The 19118-nt window shown below is 33.7% G+C and carries 17 protein-coding genes; 9 read left to right on the plus strand and 8 right to left on the minus strand.

The window, feature by feature from the left end; translation table 11 throughout:
- Positions 1 to 3 precede the first annotated feature (3 nt).
- The 6 genes from ABJM36_RS10700 (at position 4) to ABJM36_RS10725 (ending at position 10190) form a co-directional block, all read left to right on the plus strand.
- Complete coding sequence (locus ABJM36_RS10700; RefSeq protein ID WP_348451438.1) at positions 4 to 3363, plus strand: SusC/RagA family TonB-linked outer membrane protein; 3360 nt, start codon at positions 4 to 6, stop codon at positions 3361 to 3363.
- Between the two features lie 4 nt (positions 3364 to 3367).
- On the plus strand, positions 3368 to 4846 hold the full coding sequence (locus tag ABJM36_RS10705; RefSeq protein ID WP_348451439.1) for a RagB/SusD family nutrient uptake outer membrane protein: 1479 nt from the start codon (positions 3368 to 3370) through the stop codon (positions 4844 to 4846).
- Positions 4833 to 6311: a hypothetical protein gene (locus ABJM36_RS10710; RefSeq protein ID WP_348451440.1), complete on the plus strand. Its 1479-nt coding sequence runs from the start codon at positions 4833 to 4835 to the stop codon at positions 6309 to 6311. Before ABJM36_RS10705 ends, ABJM36_RS10710 begins: the two co-directional genes overlap by 14 nt.
- Before the next feature lie 2 nt (positions 6312 to 6313).
- Positions 6314 to 7459 (plus strand): cytochrome c peroxidase, encoded by a 1146-nt coding sequence (locus tag ABJM36_RS10715; protein ID WP_348451441.1) that lies wholly within the window; start codon positions 6314 to 6316, stop codon positions 7457 to 7459.
- 28 nt (positions 7460 to 7487) lie between these two features.
- On the plus strand, positions 7488 to 8939 hold the full coding sequence (locus tag ABJM36_RS10720; protein ID WP_348451442.1) for a T9SS type A sorting domain-containing protein: 1452 nt from the start codon (positions 7488 to 7490) through the stop codon (positions 8937 to 8939).
- A gap of 150 nt (positions 8940 to 9089) precedes the next feature.
- Positions 9090 to 10190: a DUF4407 domain-containing protein gene (locus tag ABJM36_RS10725; RefSeq protein WP_348451443.1), complete on the plus strand. Its 1101-nt coding sequence runs from the start codon at positions 9090 to 9092 to the stop codon at positions 10188 to 10190.
- Here ABJM36_RS10725 and ABJM36_RS10730 read toward each other — a convergent pair whose 3' ends face one another.
- The gene (locus ABJM36_RS10730; RefSeq protein ID WP_348451444.1) at positions 10191 to 10469 is read right to left on the minus strand and encodes an STAS domain-containing protein; all 279 of its coding nucleotides are present in this window, start codon (positions 10467 to 10469) and stop codon (positions 10191 to 10193) included.
- A gap of 298 nt (positions 10470 to 10767) precedes the next feature.
- On the opposite strand from ABJM36_RS10730, the gene ABJM36_RS10735 reads away from it, so the two are divergent.
- Positions 10768 to 11199 (plus strand): DUF4440 domain-containing protein, encoded by a 432-nt coding sequence (locus ABJM36_RS10735; protein ID WP_348451445.1) that lies wholly within the window; start codon positions 10768 to 10770, stop codon positions 11197 to 11199.
- A 238-nt stretch (positions 11200 to 11437) separates the two neighbouring features.
- Here the strand turns inward: ABJM36_RS10735 and ABJM36_RS10740 are convergent, their stop codons facing one another.
- The 7 genes from ABJM36_RS10740 to ruvC all read right to left on the minus strand — a co-directional run bounded on the left by ABJM36_RS10740 (position 11438) and on the right by ruvC (position 16543).
- A complete protein-coding gene (locus ABJM36_RS10740; RefSeq protein ID WP_348451446.1) occupies positions 11438 to 12016 on the minus strand; it encodes a PhnA domain-containing protein in 579 nt (192 codons plus the stop codon).
- Between the two features lie 163 nt (positions 12017 to 12179).
- Entirely contained in the window at positions 12180 to 13010 is an 831-nt protein-coding gene (locus tag ABJM36_RS10745; protein WP_348451447.1) for a hypothetical protein, read from the minus strand.
- A 128-nt stretch (positions 13011 to 13138) separates the two neighbouring features.
- A complete protein-coding gene (locus ABJM36_RS10750; RefSeq protein WP_348451448.1) occupies positions 13139 to 13504 on the minus strand; it encodes an MmcQ/YjbR family DNA-binding protein in 366 nt (121 codons plus the stop codon).
- Entirely contained in the window at positions 13504 to 14112 is a 609-nt protein-coding gene (locus ABJM36_RS10755) for a DUF4230 domain-containing protein (protein WP_348451449.1), read from the minus strand. Before ABJM36_RS10755 ends, ABJM36_RS10750 begins: the two co-directional genes overlap by 1 nt.
- On the minus strand, positions 14113 to 14862 hold the full coding sequence (locus ABJM36_RS10760) for a cyclase family protein (protein WP_348451450.1): 750 nt from the start codon (positions 14860 to 14862) through the stop codon (positions 14113 to 14115).
- Positions 14859 to 15992 carry a radical SAM family heme chaperone HemW gene (gene hemW, locus ABJM36_RS10765; RefSeq protein ID WP_348451451.1) on the minus strand — a complete coding sequence of 378 codons (1134 nt, stop codon included), beginning with the start codon at positions 15990 to 15992 and terminating at the stop codon, positions 14859 to 14861. The genes ABJM36_RS10760 and hemW overlap by 4 nt, the downstream gene beginning before the upstream one ends.
- Positions 15992 to 16543 carry a crossover junction endodeoxyribonuclease RuvC gene (gene ruvC, locus ABJM36_RS10770; protein ID WP_348451452.1) on the minus strand — a complete coding sequence of 184 codons (552 nt, stop codon included), beginning with the start codon at positions 16541 to 16543 and terminating at the stop codon, positions 15992 to 15994. Before ruvC ends, hemW begins: the two co-directional genes overlap by 1 nt.
- 297 nt (positions 16544 to 16840) lie before the next feature.
- On the opposite strand from ruvC, the gene ABJM36_RS10775 reads away from it, so the two are divergent.
- Together ABJM36_RS10775 and ABJM36_RS10780 are read left to right on the plus strand one after the other, a co-directional pair.
- Entirely contained in the window at positions 16841 to 17773 is a 933-nt protein-coding gene (locus ABJM36_RS10775; RefSeq protein WP_348451453.1) for a lysylphosphatidylglycerol synthase domain-containing protein, read from the plus strand.
- Complete coding sequence (locus tag ABJM36_RS10780) at positions 17770 to 18912, plus strand: glycosyltransferase (RefSeq protein WP_348451454.1); 1143 nt, start codon at positions 17770 to 17772, stop codon at positions 18910 to 18912. Before ABJM36_RS10775 ends, ABJM36_RS10780 begins: the two co-directional genes overlap by 4 nt.
- Positions 18913 to 19118 lie beyond the last annotated feature (206 nt).

A 19118-nucleotide genomic window follows, 5' to 3' on the forward strand; every position in this document is an offset into this window, starting at 1 on the left:
TAGATGAAGCATTTTTTTAACCTACATGTAAAAGCACTAATACTCTTTCTTGGACTTATTTTGTTTTGCAACAATATTAACGCACAATCTAACCCTATTTCAATCAACGCAACAGAACAATCATTTGGATCGGTTTTAAAATTAATTGAACAACAATCTACATACCGAGCTATTTATAATGCAAACAAAATAGATCTAGACAGGAAAGTTAGCCTTAATGTTAGTAATGTAAGTCTAGAAACAGTATTAAGCAAATTACTAGAAAACACAGCACTCGCTTACGTTATAAAAAACAACCAAATACTACTAGTTGAAAAACAAATAACCAAGAACACTCCCGCAGTTAAAAGCCCCGAACAAAGGTTAATCTCTGGGACTGTTTTTACTAGCCCCAGCAACATCCCTTTACCTGGCGCTACTGTATTAATAAAAGGCACCAAACGAGGTGCGATCACTAATTTTAACGGTGAGTTCACTTATCGCTTACAAGGTAACAACATAAACTCCATAGAACTTGAGGTGCATTATTTAGGCATGCAAACCATAACTCAGATGGTTGGTAACAATTCCAAATTCACCTTTTACTTAAAAGAATCCGCCGATGAGCTCGACCAGATTGTTATTACATCATCTTACGGAACAAAAACACTTAGGGAAGAAATTGTTGGCAGTATTGAAACACTTAGTGCAAAAGATATTGCAGTAGATCAAGCCTCGGAAAGTATTGATAAAATGGTAGACGGACAAATAGCGGGTGTTTATATAGAAAACACATCTGGCATTGGTGGCCCAGTAAGTATTAACATTCGAGGTCAAGGTAGTTTAACCCCTCTAAATGGTGCTATATACGGCACTTCAACACAGCCACTTATTATTATTGATGGTGTTATTATGGCCGAAGAAATGGCGATAGACAATAACTTTTTTGATGCTAACGGAAGCTCTTCCGAAGATTTATCGAATCCTTTATCTCAAATTTCTCCTGAAAACATTGAAAGTTTTACCGTTTTAAAAGATGCCGCTGCAGTTAGTATTTATGGAGCCGATGCGGCCAATGGTGTTATTTTAATTACCACGAAACAAGGAAAAAAAGGGCCCACAAAATTTGGGTTTTCCTCACAACTAGGAATTTCATCTGCTATTAATCAAATTGAATACTTAAGTGGATCTCAATACAACGAACTGCGAAATGAGTATTTAAAAAACACAACAGTAGGCTACACACCTACAGCTTACAATGGTGTAGATACCGATTGGTTTAACTTACTAAATGGTACGGGAATTTATAACAAATACAATTTTAGTGTATCTGGAGCTTCAAATACCTTTTCATACCGCACAAGTTTATCCTTTAAAAAAATAGACGAACCTCAAAAAGGGAACTCCAACAAACAACTAAATGCGAGTATAAATTTAGGATATCAACATAAGAAATTCGACCTAAATTTAACTCTAAATCCAAGCTACGTATCTAAAAAAGCTCCAAACATATATTACAGCTATGCTTTTGCACCAAACTTATCGCCTTATAACGAAGATGGTTCTTATGCCAATGTTGGCGTTACCGGCTTAGGAAATCCATTAGCCGCCATTAACCAAAACAAAAATATTGCTAATACTTATAGTATTTTAGGAAGTCTACAAGCTTCCTACCATATAACAAAAGACTTAAATATTTCCTCTTTATTTGGTCTTTCATATAGTGATAAAGAACAAGACCGCTATTTCTCGGGAGAAAATGAAAGTGGTCAATTTACTGGTAGTTTTACACTAAATGGTACATCGTATCCAAACTACGGCCGTCGTTTAATAAATAATAGGCACACCAATAAGTGGAACTGGCAAACACGAGCACTTTACAATAAACAAATAAATGAAAACAATACTTTCGATGGTAATTTTGGTATTGAACTTACAGAAGAAAATGTAGACTTTAATTATGCTTCTGGTCGTGGCTTTGTAAACCCAAACATTATAAACCAGGTTACCGATGCGATTCAGGACGACGACCTTTCAACAACCGAAAATGAATCTACAGGGAACCAAACTTATAGCTCGGATATTAGCAACAACTCTAAAGTTTCACTCTTTTCGCAACTTAATTACAATTACAAAAAACGCTATTTTATTCTAGCAAATTTTAGACGTGACCAAAGTTCTGTTTTCGGAGACGACACCAATGTGGCCTACACAGGAGGCGCTGGTGTAAGCTGGATTTTATCTAACGAGAATTTTTTAGACACTAATAATTGGATTGATTTATTAAAACTTAAACTAAGTTACGGAACCACAGGAAACTCTAGAATAGGATCTTATCGCTCTAAAGGCTTATATACTATTGATGATAATGGCTATAATAATTTAAACATTGCTTATCCCTCTGCCGCTCCTAATGGTGAACTTAGTTGGGAAAAGAATAAAAAATTTAATGCAGGTTTAAACTTCAACTTTTTAAATGCGGTTAGTTTAACCCTTGAATATTATTACGATGATATAAATGACCTTATTACAAGTAGAAGTATACCTTCTGAAACAGGATATAACTCTATACAAATTAATGCTGCAAGCATGTACAACAAAGGCCTAGAGCTATCAACAAATTTTAAATGGTTTCAAAAAGAAAATTTTAAATGGACTACCTCGTTTAACATCTCTACATTACAAAGTGAAGTTACAGAATTGAAAGGATTGGGTAATGAATTTTCAATTTCAGAAATTGCCTTAGCACAAAAAGTAGGCTACAGCACTTCTACTATTTGGGGAATTAATTGGGTAGGTATCGATCCTGCTACAGGCCGCGACTTACTTAAAAAAGATGGCGAAATTTACGATGCCGTAACTTATAACAGTTTGTTTAGCAGTGCCGATTGGGTTCCAATAGGTGATTATCAACCAGATGCCTACGGCGGGTTCAATAACACGTTTACCTTCAACAACAAACTAAGCTTATCTATTAGAGGTAGCTTTCAAATAGGCGGTGATTATTTAGCAGAAGATGAGATTATTGCTAAATACAACATCACTTCAAATAGAAACCTATCGGTTAATGCTTACGATTATTGGAAAAACCCAGGAGACGTTGCGCTTAACCCAATTGTTATTAGCAACAACCCAACCATTTCTAACTACGATAAATATATTTACGACGCTACTTCATTAAGAATAAGTAACGTGAATTTAAACTATAGCTTTCCTCAAAATAGTGTAAGTTTTTTAGATGGCCTATCTGTTTATGCCGATGTTTCAAATGTCCTTTATTGGTACAAAGAAAAAAGCTTAAATGGTAGAAATGGTATTAGTGAATTTAGATTTACCTACCCACAAGCGAGAACAATTTCAATAGGAGTAAATGCAAAATTTTAAGGTGATGATAATACAAAAAAAACAGCTCAAACAACTTTCTAAATACTTCCTAGCAGTATTAATTGCAACCTTTTATAACTGCAGTGGTTTTTTAGAACAAGAACCAGGATCTCAAACCTCTATTACCGAATTACTTGACAGCACAGATGGCGTAATAACCGCCCTAAATGGTGCTTATCATGATTTAGAAGCCAACGTTAGAAGTAGCTACACCATTTATGCCGACATGCAAGCGGGAAATATTACGTTTACACCAACAGAAACCGGAAGTAATACTGGACAAATAACAGTACCAGCGAATTTAGAAAACGTATACAACTTTGAGGACTTAGCAGATGAGAGTAATCTAGAAGGGTTTTATGATGATAGCTACGATATTATAAACCAAGCAAACCTTATATTAGAATATATAGAAACATTACCAGACTCGAGTGATGCTGTAAAAAATCAAATAAAGGCAGAGGCTTTAACCATTAGAGCCTATGCACATTTTCTATTATCCCAAGTATACGCTCAAAACTATGGTTTCACCACAGATGCTAGTCATTTAGGCATTGTTTATAATAAAACCACTTTAACCAATGGCATAACCTACCCATCTAGAGCAACCTTAGCAGAAACCTATACTTTAATTATTGACGATTTAACCGCCGCTATAAACAACTATTCAGACATTCTACTTTTAGATGGACCAACATATTCTTATTTCAATAAAACAAGCACTCAAGCTTTACTTGCAAGAGTTTACATATCTAAATACGATTGGCAAAATGCCTACAATTTAGCAAATGAAGTGATTCTGAATTCTGGAACCATACTAACACCTACGGAAGACTATATAACAGAATGGGAAAAACCAGATTTACCTATTTCTGAAGTATTATTAGAGTTTTCAATTCCGCGTGACAGTGGCGGTACGGTAGGAGGTTCACTGTCGAGTTCCTATGGTTTTACCTCAACAGCAGATTATGCTGATTATGTAGCCTCGGAAGATTTATTAAACCTTTTTGAACCTAATGATTTACGTGGACAGCTTTTTCTTGAAGCCAATTTACCAACCTTAATTGATGGTGAACTAGAAGACCGCCCATATTATTTTACTAAAAAATTTCAAGATAACCCAGGCTTTATAGCTATCAGATTAAGTGAAATGTATTTAATAAGAGCCGAAGCCTCATTAGGACTTGAAAATCTAGAAGCTTGTAAAGACGACATTAATATATTACGAAACCGAGCAAATGCCACGCTACTTACAGAGACGACAGATTTAGAGGGTATTCTTCTACAAGAACGCCGAAAAGAAATGTGCTTTGAAACTCAATATTTATTTGACTTAGCAAGATTTCAACAAAATATAACACGAGGTGAAGACTGCGTATCGCGAACTTGTAACTTAAATTATCCTTCAGGAAAATATATACTTCCAATACCAAACAGTAACATCGAACTTAACTCTAATTTACAGCAAAATGATACATACTAAAACCATATTAGCCATAGCAACTGTTTTTACCATACTGTTTTCATGCTCTAAAAATGATGACAATACAGTTAATGACGTTCCAAGTTTTGTTCGGTTTAATTTTTTAACCAACAGCAATAATGAACCACTAGAATACCCACAAGTAAGTAGCGCCATTATACCAAGTATTAATTATATAAACACAAGCGTTAACACCTTAAAAGTACCTGTAACCTTAACATCTTACACATTAGAAAATGAGGTAACCGTAAATTACAGCGTTACATCCTCCTCTAATGAAGATCTATTTTCTATAAGCCCAGTAAACCAAGTTTCGTTTAAAAACAATCAATTAACCGATACTATTTATATTAACTTTAATAAACGATGGGTTGGTGAGGAAAGTATTGTTCTAAACCTAGAGTCGGTGTCAGATTCTTCGATTCATATAGGGAACTTAAATTCAAATGAAACTAATACGGAATTTACTATTAACTTAGAACCTATTACAACCACCTATACATTTCTAGAAAACAGAATTGAAATTACCGGTGAAGCAGGTGAACATATTGACTTTACCGTAAATTTTCCTAACGGATACCTTCCTTCGGAAATAGAAAATTTAGATATTTTTAAATTTTTAAATGGCTTTGACTATAGTATTGAGCCATTAGATTTAGGAGAAAACAGCGCTATTATAACCTACAGAGTGACCCTAAATGAGTCTATTGAAAATGATGATGTGTTATACCAAACCATTATTACGCTTATCGATAACGAAAATTACACAACCACCGGAAACAACACACTACAAATTGTAAAGCCTATTAAATCTGACCGTGATGTTACAATTAATACAGCAGCTAGTTTCTACAATTTATCAGATTTCTATCACCGCACCTATATAGAACATTGGAACGATTTTAATGAAGATGGAGAATGTGCTTGGCAATCTACTTTTGCATTCACCTACCCTATAGTTGTAGAATCTACAAATCCAAATGCGGTACTTTATAGTGATAATGGCACTGCCGATCCGCAAGATGATATTTACCATCATGCCTTTCAAATAGGTTTCGATAGCCCAATTGCAACTACAACAGTAAACGCCTTCAACTTAAAAAGATACTTTAGTAACGAGAGTACAAGTAGAGCAAACTCTCCAGGTTTTAACGTGACTCCAGCCATAGAATTTTTTCCTGAAAACGGAACAAGTACAACTAACGGCTCCATTTTAATAATCCCTCAATTTTTAACCATTTCGAGCACGAGTGGTAAAAGTTTCTCTTTTGCAATTTCAGGAGAAGGCTCTTACCAAGAAGTTAGCCCAGGTATTTTTGAACTTAAATTTGACTTAAACCTGACTAACGACGGCATTTTTGGAGGCACAATTACTTCTGAATACCGCTTATATAACACAGCAAGTTATACTGACCCTGAAGATTTAACTACTAACAATTGCATTACTGAATACATACTAGAATAACCATGAGAAACAACCTTATTTTAACCTTATTTATTTGCGCTTTTATATGTTCATGCAAAACAGAACATAAAGAGGGTTACACCAATATTGCTAACTTAAAAGCTATTTACTCTAGTGGCGATATTACAAAATGGCCAACGCCAACCTTAGATAGCACGGTAAACAAAGAGACTTTTAAAGATATTGGCGCTTTGCCAAAAGTAGAACACCCGGAATACAATCCCTTTAGTCAAGAAAAATCTAAACTTGGTAAAACACTCTTTTTCGACCCAAGATTATCGGTAAGCGGACAAATAGCATGCGCTTCTTGCCATAATCCAGAATTGGCATGGACTGATAATTCTACCCGTTCCTTTGGTCACGATCGCCAAACAGGAGCACGAAACTCCATGACCATTTTAAATGCTGGGTTTGCACACAGCTTGTTTTGGGATGGTCGTGCTTCTAGCTTAGAAGATCAGGCTAGATTTCCTATTGGCGATCCTTTAGAAATGAATGAAAAACTAAATATCGCAGTGGATAAAATAGCCGAAATAGAAGGTTACAAACCTTTATTTGAAGAGGCCTTTGGTAATGACACCATATTATTACAACGTATTCAGTTTGCCATAGCAACCTTTGAACGCACCGTAAACAGCTACAAAACAAAGTTCGATAAGTTTGTTGAAGGCGATTCTACCAAACTTAACAATCAGGAAGTCTTAGGCTTACACTTATTCCGCACAAAAGCAAGATGTATTAATTGCCACAACACCCCGTATTTTTCGGACAACCAATTTCACAACGACGGACAAACCTTGTTTGGCACCAAAGATGAAGATTTTGGCCGCTATAACGTGACTAAAAACATAGATGACATTGGAAAAATTAGAACGCCAACTTTAAGAGAGGTTTCTAGAACCGGTCCATGGATGCACAATGGCCACTTCCCTAGCTTATTAGATGTTGTTCAATTTTACAATCTTGGAAACCCAGCACCTGTTCAGAAAAAATATTTAGGTAAAGGGCGCGACTCTTTAATACCAACCACCTCGCCTATCTTAAAAAAATTAGATCTGGAAAAAAATGAAATTGAAGCATTAATTGCGTTCATGGAAACCTTGTCTTCTAGCAGAGGTAGAACATTAATACCAAAACTTCCTCAATAAATTAATAGTAACTATAAAATTTTAAATTATGAAAAAACAATTACTCTCCCTTGTAGCCGTTTTAGGCGCCTTAATTTTAAACGCCCAAGTAACCTTAGTAAAAGAAATTAACGACCAGGGGACTTCTAATTCTAGCCCTGCAAATCTTACTGTGCATAATGGCAAAATATTTTTTGCAGGCGACGATTCTAATGGTTCCAACACACCAGGTGGTGCAGATTTAGGAAAAGAACTTTGGGTTACCGATGGTACTAGCACAGGAACCACTTTTGTAAAGGACGTACGAACAGGAAGCTCTGGTAGCAACCCATTTAATTTGTTTTCCTTTAATAACAAACTTTATTTTACTGCTTTTGATACCAGTTCAGAACTATGGACATCAGACGGTACTGAAGCCGGAACCACTAAGGTAGACATCATGCCTTCCATTACCGGAGAAGCACCACAACGTTTCGTTGAGTTCGATGGTTTAGCTTATTTCACCGTAGGAAGCCAACCAGGAAGCACTACACAAGAAACGGTAAATAAATTAGTGCAATGGGATGGTGTAAACGATGCAGAACAAGTTGCAGATGTTGGTGCAGGTTTCGAAACAGTTTTACAAGATATGATTGTGTTCAACAATCAAATTTTTATGTACATGAACTACTCCACAGACGATGCTACGGTTGGAAATGAACTATATGCATACAACCCAACCACAGATACTTTTACATTAATAAAAGATATCGATGCAGGAACAGGAGACTCAAGTATTAGCAACTTTACGATATTGGGTAGCACGCTTTATTTTGAAGCAGATAATGCACTTTGGAAAACTGATGGAACCACAGGAGGAACTATAGCTGTAGCACCAGCATCTACACTTGCCGGTATTGCAAATTTATACGCTTGGAATAGTCTATTATTTTTTGAAGGTGATGATGGAACAAACGGCGACCAACTTTATGTTTATAATCCAACCTTAGAAACAGTAACAAACATTAGCAACATCTCTGGAAGTAATAATGACCATAACCCAGGAGATTACGCAGCATATAACGGCTATTTATATTACAGCGGATCGGGTGCAACTAACAGTAACAAATATTTATTTAGAACCGATGGTGCAATAATTTCCCAAATAGATGCCACTATAAAGGATATAGACGAAATTACAGTATTAAACGATATGCTATATTTTGAAGGCGATAATGGATCTACAGGTAACGAACTTTACAGTTTCGACCCATCAACCTTGTCTATTAAAAACGCTAAGGCTGAAATAATCAGTATCTATCCAAATCCAACTACAGATTACATTATAGTTCCAACAAGCCTATTAAATAGAAATTACACCATTCATGATGTAACAGGAAAACAAGTATCTGAAGGGGCTATTTCTTCTGAAAAAATTGAATTGAATTTAAACAATGGTATGTATTTATTACATATAAAAACGGACTTAAGTACTATTACAAAAAAGATTTTGGTAAAGTAATTAATAGCAAATTATCCTTTCTTTATCTTAAAAGCCTCGTGAATGCGAGGCTTTTTTTTATACAACTTTGTAACAAACTGACTGCTTTAACGTACTAATAGTCAACCTATCCTGAGCATAGTCGAAGGGTCAATCAAAAAATCAATCATCATGTTAAAGCATTTTTTTATTATCTGCTCTGGGGCGGATACGGATATTCTACAAAGCTGTTCGGCTGGCGAGCAAAACAAATATGCAGGTATTGGCGCTACCGTTTTCTTTACAGCAATAATGGCTTTTATTGCCGCTAGTTATGCCCTTTACACGGTTTTCGATAATCCGCTTACCTCTATATTTTTTGGACTTATTTGGGGATTACTCATTTTTAATTTGGACCGCTATATGGTTTCAACCATTAAAAAATCAGACTCTTTTTTTAAAGAAATTATTCAAGCATCACCCAGAATAGTACTTGCCCTAATTATTGCCATTGTTATTTCAAAACCTTTAGAGCTAAAGATTTTCGAAAAAGAAATTAATCAGGTTTTACTAGAACAGAAAAACCAAATGACCTTAGCAAACAAAACACAACTTACTAAACAATTTTCGCCTAAAATTACAAGGCTACAAAACGATATAGAAAACTTAAAAAACACTGTAAATGCTAAAGAAGCAGAAGTTAACGCCCTTTACAACACTTATATTGCTGAAGCCGAAGGAACAGCAGGAACAAAGCTTTTAGGAAAAGGGCCTGTTTACAAAGAAAAACGTGATAAACACGACGCCCTACTAAGCGAATTACAGGTATTAAAAGCCGAAAATAAAGCTAAAATAATAGCGCTTGAAAACGATATTGCCAATCATAAAAGTAACTATGATACACTAGTGGAAAACACCCAACCTATTATTGATAATTTTGATGGGTTAATGGCACGTCTAGAAGCCCAAGGAAAGTTACCTTGGTTGCCTTCGTTTTTTATATTCTTACTTTTTTTAGCCATTGAAACATCTCCAATAATGGCAAAATTACTGTCTCCTAAGGGTGCGTACGACCTAAAGTTAGAAGATGAAGAAACTGCTTTAAAAACAAATGTACTGCAAGACAAAAACCAACGCGATACTTTATTAAAAACGGATTACGCCATAAACAACCGTATTTACATTGACCTTGAAAACGAAAAGGAGCTCTATACCTACAAGCGCAAAAAAGCGAGAGAACTTATGCAATTACAAGCAGATTCCTTCTATAATAAACAGAAAAATATTTTATGATTATGCGGCTATTTCCGATTTAAAATGATCGTAAAGTTCTTTACAACCAAAACCAACTATAGATAACCTTTTATTTTTAGCTAAGGCTTCTTCGTGAAGTTTTGAAATAGCATTTACACCATATTTATCCATACTTTCAACATCCTGAATACTAATAGTAATGTGGTTTTCTTTGTCGAAAATGTTGTGAAATTGCGCATTAAACACATCTACATTTTGTTTGTTTAGCACACCTTTTACTTTAAAGAAATTGTTGCAATTCGTGATTTTAAAGTCCATAATTCATTGATTTTTAAAGGTTAAAATAAACTTGAGGGAAAATATTTATTTATATTACTTTTTAAAAGTACACAAATAGAAAGGTATTTATACTATTTTTTCGACAAACCCTTTTTTACTTTAGATGAAAAAAAACTTTCTGTAAATTTTATCGGTGAATGACTTGATATTCATCTCTATAAAAAAACTAAAACTACAATTAAGATTTTATTACATTTACTTTCGCTTTAAATATTGGTATATTTTTTGAACCTAAATTGAATAAATAAAACGCTAACCTTTAATAAAATTTAAATAGATGAAAAAACTTATTGTATTACTATGTATAATTTGTTTCTGCAATAGCTACTCCCAAACTAATGATGAAGATGATATAAAGGCAATTAACAAAGTTTTAAAAAAACAAAGAATAGCTTGGTCAAACCACGATTTAGAAGGCTATATGGAAGGTTATTGGAACAGTGAATTACTAAAGTTTTATGGTAAGAATGGAGTTATTTATGGCTGGGAAAACACATTTAATCGTTACGAAAAGGCCTACCCAACTAAAGAGCATACTGGGAAACTGAGTTTTAGAATTAACGACATTACCAAAATTTGCGAAAGCTCTTATTACGTTTTAGGCGAATATCACATTAAACGGGATATGGGAAATGCCGATGGTATATTTATGCTAGTTTTCAAAAAAATTAGTGGCGAATGGAAAATTATTGTAGACACCTCAACCTAATAATTATAGACTCTATAATAAAAAAATTATGCCTAAATAAAACCACTAACCTTGGCAGGTAATTGCGTTAGGGATTCCAGCAACATCCTTTTTAAAGCTTAAAAAACCAAAAGGCAGAGCAAAACTATTATTTAACTAATTGTCACATCGCTTACTCCTTGCATGGACACTTTGAAAAGACACAGAGAAAAGCCCGACCTAAAGGTAACCTGCCTGCCGGTAGGCAGGCGCCCAAATATTACAATTTCTTTACAAAATCTGTAATTATTACGGTAAGTGTTGGCCCTACTTTACCTTCTATATATTTTTCGTTTTCGCGATCTAGACGAATATTTCGTACTGCCGTGCCTTGTTTAGCAACCATACTAGAACCTTTAACTTTCAAATCTTTTATAAGAACCACCGAGTCGCCATGTTGTAAAACTACGCCATTTACATCTCTGTGAATAAGTTGCTCTGGATCTGGTTCTCCTTCGCCTGTTGCTTTTGCAAACTCTAAAACATCGTCTTCTAAATACATCATATCTAGCAGGTCTTGCGGCCAACCTTCAGCCCTTAAACGTGATAACATTCTCCAAGCGGCTACTTTTACTGCTTCGTGCTCGCTCCACATGCTATCGTTTAAACAGCGCCAGTGATTAGCATCGGTAGTGTCTGGATTTTCAATTTGATCCACACATGTTTTACAAGCTACTAACGACTTATTTAAGGCTTCGTCCTTTTGTGGTAATAAGGTATGTATTTTTAAATGCTCTTCGCTTCCGCAAAGTTCACATTTATTATTTGCTCTTTTGTATAATTCTCTTTCTAAACTCATAATCTACTTTTTGTAGTGCAATAATACAGCTTAATAGCAGGTTCTACAAATTTGTAGTTTAATACATAATCGTAAGCCTTACTCTTATTTAAAACCAGCGAATTATTTAAAACAAAAAAGGACACATAAAGCGTCCTTTTTTGTTAATGAAATTGGAATATTATTATTTGGATAGGTCGTGAATATACGTATACAGATAATCGCCATGAACTCCTGTAAAATATTTAGCCCATGCTTTTTCTTTTAAAATATTAGCTTCATTTTCAGGAAAAGCTTCTTTTAATAATTCATCATCTCTATCAAACATTTTTTCTAAATCTCCCAATGAATCTAGGTAATACGCTTCTAAGAATTCAGTTTTATCCGAACCCCAAGCGTGCACATTTGGATAGTATGCTTTTACGTACTGATTTTTTTGTACAACAGCAGCATTAGCCTCCATTCTTAATTTATTAAACTCTTCCATAGTACCGTCTTCTGGAAATGCAAAATGACTTTTCCTAACATATAACACCATGTCTTTTGTTGCCTTCTCTGCCATATACTTAGCGCCATTTATTGATGCGTAAATTTCGTCTGAATGCTCGTTAGAGTAATAGGATCCCAAATGTTTTAAAAATGCTATTCTTTTGGTTTCATCTGGCCACGCTTGTTTTTCTAATTCTGCATTACGTTTTCCAAACTTACCTATATCTTCCCAAGAAGCGAATGTTTGTACATTAAGCAACTCTGTATTATCTTCGGTCATATTATGTAAATATACCGAGGTATTTAAGATATACTCATTCTTCATAGTCACTTTTTCAAGGTACTCTTTTGCTGCAGCTTTCCATTCTAACATTTTAAAGTCCTTTTTATCCATATTCCAGTGATTGGTGGTTACGGTTACAAATTCTGGCATTTTAGGCGCTTCATCTTGCGCTATAACTGTAGTTGAGCTAAATAACAATACCGCTAGAATTAAAATTGAGAGTAATTGATTGATTTTTTTCATAATCTGTAATATTAAAGTTAAAATTATATTTACCTTTAATTCTTAGGGTTTAGGATTATGCTACAAATAAATACTCAGGAATGTGAGAGATAGTAAATATAAACAAAAAACCACTAATAATCAACAACTTAATCAAACAAAGTTTCTCTCATTTTTTTTGTCATACCTTTTACTACCATATTGTAAGAATGATCTATTAACTCTAAAATAAGTTTGGATGGCAATTCGCCTTCATGAAGATAGAGGGTGTTCCAATGTTTTTTACTCATGTGAAATCCCGGGCGAATACTGTTATACTCAGCTCGCAAATCTTGCGAATATTCTGGATCTGCTTTAAGGTTTATAGCGGATTCGCCAGCTTCCCATCTCTTTAACCCTACTAAAGCAAACATTTTACCTAATACCTTAAAAACGAGTGTATCTTCATCAAAAGGAAAATCTTCGGTTGTTCCTTTTTTAGCTAAACAGTATTCTCGAATTTGCTCAATATTCATTATTTAAGCTTTTTAGTTTCGGTAATGCCAATTTCTAGGGCTGAATAATCTAATGTCCAACCAATGGTTTCTACTATAGTCTCTATAAGTAAAATGGTTTCTAAAGCTTCTTTTTGCGCTGCTTGAATGAGTCCACTTTCTGGAATTTTCTCTTTAATATGAAGTTTAGCCTCGTTATGTAAGCCCGTTAAATCGTTAGCTTCAAACCTATTAAAATAACCATCGGACTTATCATAATAATTTAAATTAGTTTCTATAGAAAGAATTTCTGGCTGCGGAAAATGTTTTAATATTATTTTCTTTTTATCTGTATCGGCCAATAAATCTATTTTCGACAAATCATAACCAATATGTGCTTTAGCGTTTATAACAACTAACGCTTTTTTTCTACTAGTAATGAGCTTTAAGAATCGTTGTTTTACATCTTCATAATGGTAGATTTCGGCAAAATCGCCTTCTACGGTTATAAACTTACAGACCTTTTTTATCTTATCTAAAAGGATAGTAGATTGCGAATTAATAAGCTGTTTTTTCTTAATAGATTTTAAAATGGTAACTACCCCAAGTGTTACCAAAACTGAAATAATAACGGCTAAAAAAACTTCCATTTAATTAATAACTTTGTATAATATAGGTTTACTTGGTGTAGCATCATTTTCGAATGGTGCTATTTGTAAATTTAAAAAATACTCGCCATCTTCTATTTTGTTAGATACATAAATAAACTCGGTAATAGTAGCATCTAACCTTAATTCCCCTTTAGTATTCCAGAATTCGCGATGACCTAATAACTCCCCGCTATCTTTTTCTTTGTCAATACTCGGTAAATCTATAAGCAAGTGTTTTATGCCTTTATTTACAAGAAACTTTACGGCATCTGCTTTTAGATAAGGCCAATTTGTATTTGAGTATTGCCTTGAGTGTTTTTCTCGTGTATTGGGGATAGTCCGTAAAACTATAGCATCTCTTTTTTTATTTCCAAGAGCAAACTGTAATTGTTTTTTTGATATAATTTTATCTTCACCATCGTTTTCTGGTGCTACTGTAATGACTTCAGCAAGAAAAAAGAAGGTTTTTAAATTTTGATTAATAGAATGTACTTTTTCCGTAATATGTCCAACACATTCGGTATGCGTGCCATGAGCATGTGGATTAAATTGAATATTATTGAAATTAATATCTGCACCTTTACTAACAGCTGCTGTCCACTCACCATCTTTAACGGGTTCAATTTTTGGTGCATCAACATACCAGGCATTTACATTTTTATCTGATGAAATAAGTGGTATTGAAATGTCCAACGGTTTTGAAAAGTCGATTTGAAGTTTTCTAGAATTGTATTGAATTGTTGCAATCAAGATAAGTTTATTTTAAAAAGGTTTGAGGCGATACCATCGCTAAGAAATTTGCCTTTTTTTGTGGTTAATAATTTATTACCTTCAATATACAATAAATGTTCTTTAATATAAATTTCTGCCTGTTTTAATAAATAGTTTTTATAATTTTCTCCAAAATCATTCTCAATTTTTTCTAATGAAACGCCCCAAACGGTTCTTAAACCTGTCATGATATTTTCGTTAAATTTATCCGTTTTAGAAAGGGTTTCTATTTCGCTAGGCAGTATATTGTTTTGAATAGACTTTATATATTTGGTATTATTAGACACATTCCAACTGCGCTGGTCTCCATTAAAAGAGTGCGCCGAAGGGCCAATACCCAAATAAGGTTTACCAAGCCAATACGCCGAATTATTTTTACTAAAATACTGTGGTTTACCAAAGTTAGAAAGCTCGTAATTTATAAACCCTGAAGTTTCTAAGGTATCGACAAGTATATTAAATTGCTCTTGTGCTAAATCATCGTCTACATTAGCAATAACCCCTTTTTTAATAAAGGTTTCTAGGGCTGTTTTAGGTTCGACGGTTAGTGCATAACAAGAAATATGTGGCACATTAAAGGCTAATGCTGTTTCTATATTTTTAATCCACGCTTCGTTGGTTAATCCTGGAATACCATAAATTAAATCGACAGAAATATTATCGAAGTGGCGAGTTGCCACAGACAAGCATTCATTAGCTTCATTAGCACTATGCGCTCGATTCATAAGTTTTAAATCGCTTTCGTAAAACGACTGAATACCAATACTCAATCGGTTTATTCGACTTTTAGCCAATTCTTGTATTACGCTTTCAGATAAATCGTCGGGGTTAGCTTCCAAAGTAATCTCTAGATGCTCTGCAAGGTTGTAATGTTTATATACCGCATCTATTATAAAATCCAATTCATTGCAAGACAATAAACTTGGTGTTCCGCCCCCAAAGTAAATGGTTTCTATGCTTTGGTGTTCTAGCTCTTCTTTTCTAAGTTCTAATTCATGTACAAGACATTGAATTAATTCTTCCTTCTTTTTTAAAGAGGTTGAAAAATGAAAATCGCAATAGTGACAAGCTTGCTTGCAAAATGGTATGTGGATGTATATGCCTGCCATTACTTCTTAATTCTACTTTCGTTCTGCTTCACAAAAGCATCCCAACCCGAATAGCTCTTCCCTACCTCAATGCGGCCAGAGTTATAAAAATGACAAACTGCTGCCGCTAATCCATCTGTTGAATCTAAGTTTTTGGGTAAGGTTTTTAAACCCAATAAACTTTGAAGCATTTTAGCAACTTGCTCTTTACTGGCATTTCCGTTTCCAGTAATGGCCATTTTAATTTTTTTAGGCAAGTACTCTGTAATAGGAATTTCTCTGCTCAAACCTGCTGCCATAGCAACGCCTTGCGCTCTACCAAGTTTTAACATACTCTGTACGTTTTTACCAAAAAAAGGTGCTTCAATGGCTATTTCGTCTGGATTGTGCGTATCAATCAATTCGATAGTACGCTCAAAAATGAGTTTTAATTTTAAATAATGGTCACTGTATTTTTTTAAATCCAATTCGTTTAACTGAACAAACTGCATGGTTTTACCAACCACTTTTATAATGCCAAAACCCATAATGGTTGTACCAGGGTCAATGCCTAAAATTATTCTTTCTTTCATTAATCTACACAGTAATAACAACCACTTAGCGAAATATATGCGCCAAAAGTTATGGTTAAAATAACGTCGTTAACAACACTAATCCATTAGGAACAGAATCATTTAACCCTAATACAAATTTTGCTTTAAAAGCATTAATATCACCCTGTACATAACCTGAAAAGCTATAGATTAAAGAAGCCATCTCTAAGCAAAAACTAGTATTAAATTAAAACTTGAGGTCATGTGGTAATATTAATTTAATTTGCATCGCTAATGATCCTAACGTTACCATACAAAACTAAACAATTCTTTTTTGTGCTTATTAAAATAAGCATTGTAGTTGGTGCTTTTTATTTTATTTACAATAAACTAACTAATAATACCGAATTAAGCTTTTCAGAATTTATCGCTTTTTCCACAAAAAATGAGGTGTTTGCAAAAAAAAACATCATTTTTTTACTCCTTTTAAGTTTATTTAACTGGTTTTTCGAAATTTTAAAATGGAAAACATTAGTAAGTTTCATAAAAAAAACCAGCTTTAAAACGGCTTTAAAACAAAGTTTAGGATCGTTAACAGCATCTTTACTTACACCTAACAGAATTGGAGAATATGGGGCAAAAGCCATGTATTACAGTGTACATTTAAGAAAACGAGTTGTGCTGGTTAACTTATTTAGTAATATGCTGCAAATGTGTGCAACCACTCTTTTTGGAGCTATTGGATTTAGCCTATTTATTTTAAATTACAATCCGGATATTAACTATGTAAAGCTGAGTAAATTTATATTAATAGTCCTATCTAGTCTTATTTTGTTAGGCTTTGTGATTTCTAAAAGCAGATTTATAATTAAAGACTTTTCAGTTAAAAAAATAAGGCAGTTTATTTTAGAATTCCCTAAAAACAAATTAGTATTAGGTCTACTATTTTCAATCCTACGTTATGCTATATTTTCTTTTCAGTTCTATTTTCTATTACATATTTTTAAAATAGAATTTAGCTATGCACATGCCATGATAATAATTAGTTCTATGTATTTTATAGCCTCTAGTATTCCATCTATATTTATATTCGATGTGGTAGTAAAAGGGAGTATTGCGGTATATTTATTTTCCTTCGCCGGAGTTAACGAACTGATAATTTTATCTAGTATTACCATAATGTGGTTACTTAATTTTGTAGTACCTAGCTTGTTTGGCAGTTACTATGTGATTAGTTTTAGCCTTCCTAATAATAAAGTGCAAGTATGATTTTAACACTACTTTTTGTTACCTTAATTTACCTAATTTTAATAGGTAGTTTTATTATTGGGTATAAAAAAGTTTCTACGTTTATTTTAACAGACCTACCAGCTAAAACCAAATTCTCAATAGTTATTCCGTTTAGAAATGAAGCAGAACATTTACCCGAATTATTACAATCTATAACTGAATTAAACTACCCAAAGCATCTTTTCGAAATTATTTTTGTTGATGATGACTCTAATGACAAATCGGTTAATATCATTCAAAACGAATTCGATTTAGCAGCAACAAAGGAAAACACTACGATTAATTTTCAAGTCATTTCTAACACACAAAAATCAAATTCACCCAAAAAAATGGCCATTACCTCAGCCATAAAAATAGCCAAACACCCCTGGATAATTACAACCGATGCCGACTGCCAATTACCTAAATTTTGGTTGGATAGTTTCGACGAGTATATCCAAAAACATCATGCCGTTTGTATTGCGGCTCCTGTGACATATACAACGCGAGGCACTTTATTAAACACCTTCCAAACTTTAGATATTTTAAGTTTACAAGGTGCTACAATTGGCGGTTTTGGGATAAAAAAACGATTTATGTGTAATGGGGCTAATTTTGCATATAAAAAATCTATATTCATCGCTATTAATGGGTTTACTGGCAATACTAAAATAGCCAGTGGAGACGATATTTTCCTACTAGAAAAAATAGCTAAAGCACAACCTAACCAGGTACATTACCTAAAATGCGAAAAAGCCATTGTAAAAACCAACGCACAACCCAATTGGAAGCTTTTAATAAGGCAACGCATCCGTTGGGCAGCAAAAACAACTGCTTATAATAATGTGTTTGGGAAACTAACAGGCCTAGTTGTTTTAACAATGAATGCTTTAATAATTATAAGCTTAACACTTTTCTTTATTGGTATAATAAACTTTAAAACCCTATTTTATATGGCTTTTATAAAGTTTAATATAGATTTTTATTTACTGTATATAACCGCTTCATTTTTCAATCAAAAACCTATTTTAAAAAGTTACATAATCGGTTTTTTACTCTATCCTTTTTTTAGTGTCTATGTGGCTTGTATTTCTATGTTTTCGAGTTATAAGTGGAAAGGGAGACAATATAAAAAATAAAACAAGTAGTTTTATTTCGTATAAATATTCTTAATACAAACCTCCAATCCTGTATTCACCACTTACTTTTTTATGCGAAAATCACATCTGCAAAAGCCATATCGGTTAGTGTTTTTTCATTAAATCCATGCTTTACATAACCATTATAGTTATTATTTCGATTGGGATGTGGAAACTGTAATGTATTTAATACCCTAGCTTTTTGG

Origin of the sequence: Algibacter sp., assembly GCF_039977455.1 — a bacterium.
Classification (GTDB): Bacteria; Bacteroidota; Bacteroidia; order Flavobacteriales; family Flavobacteriaceae; genus Algibacter_B.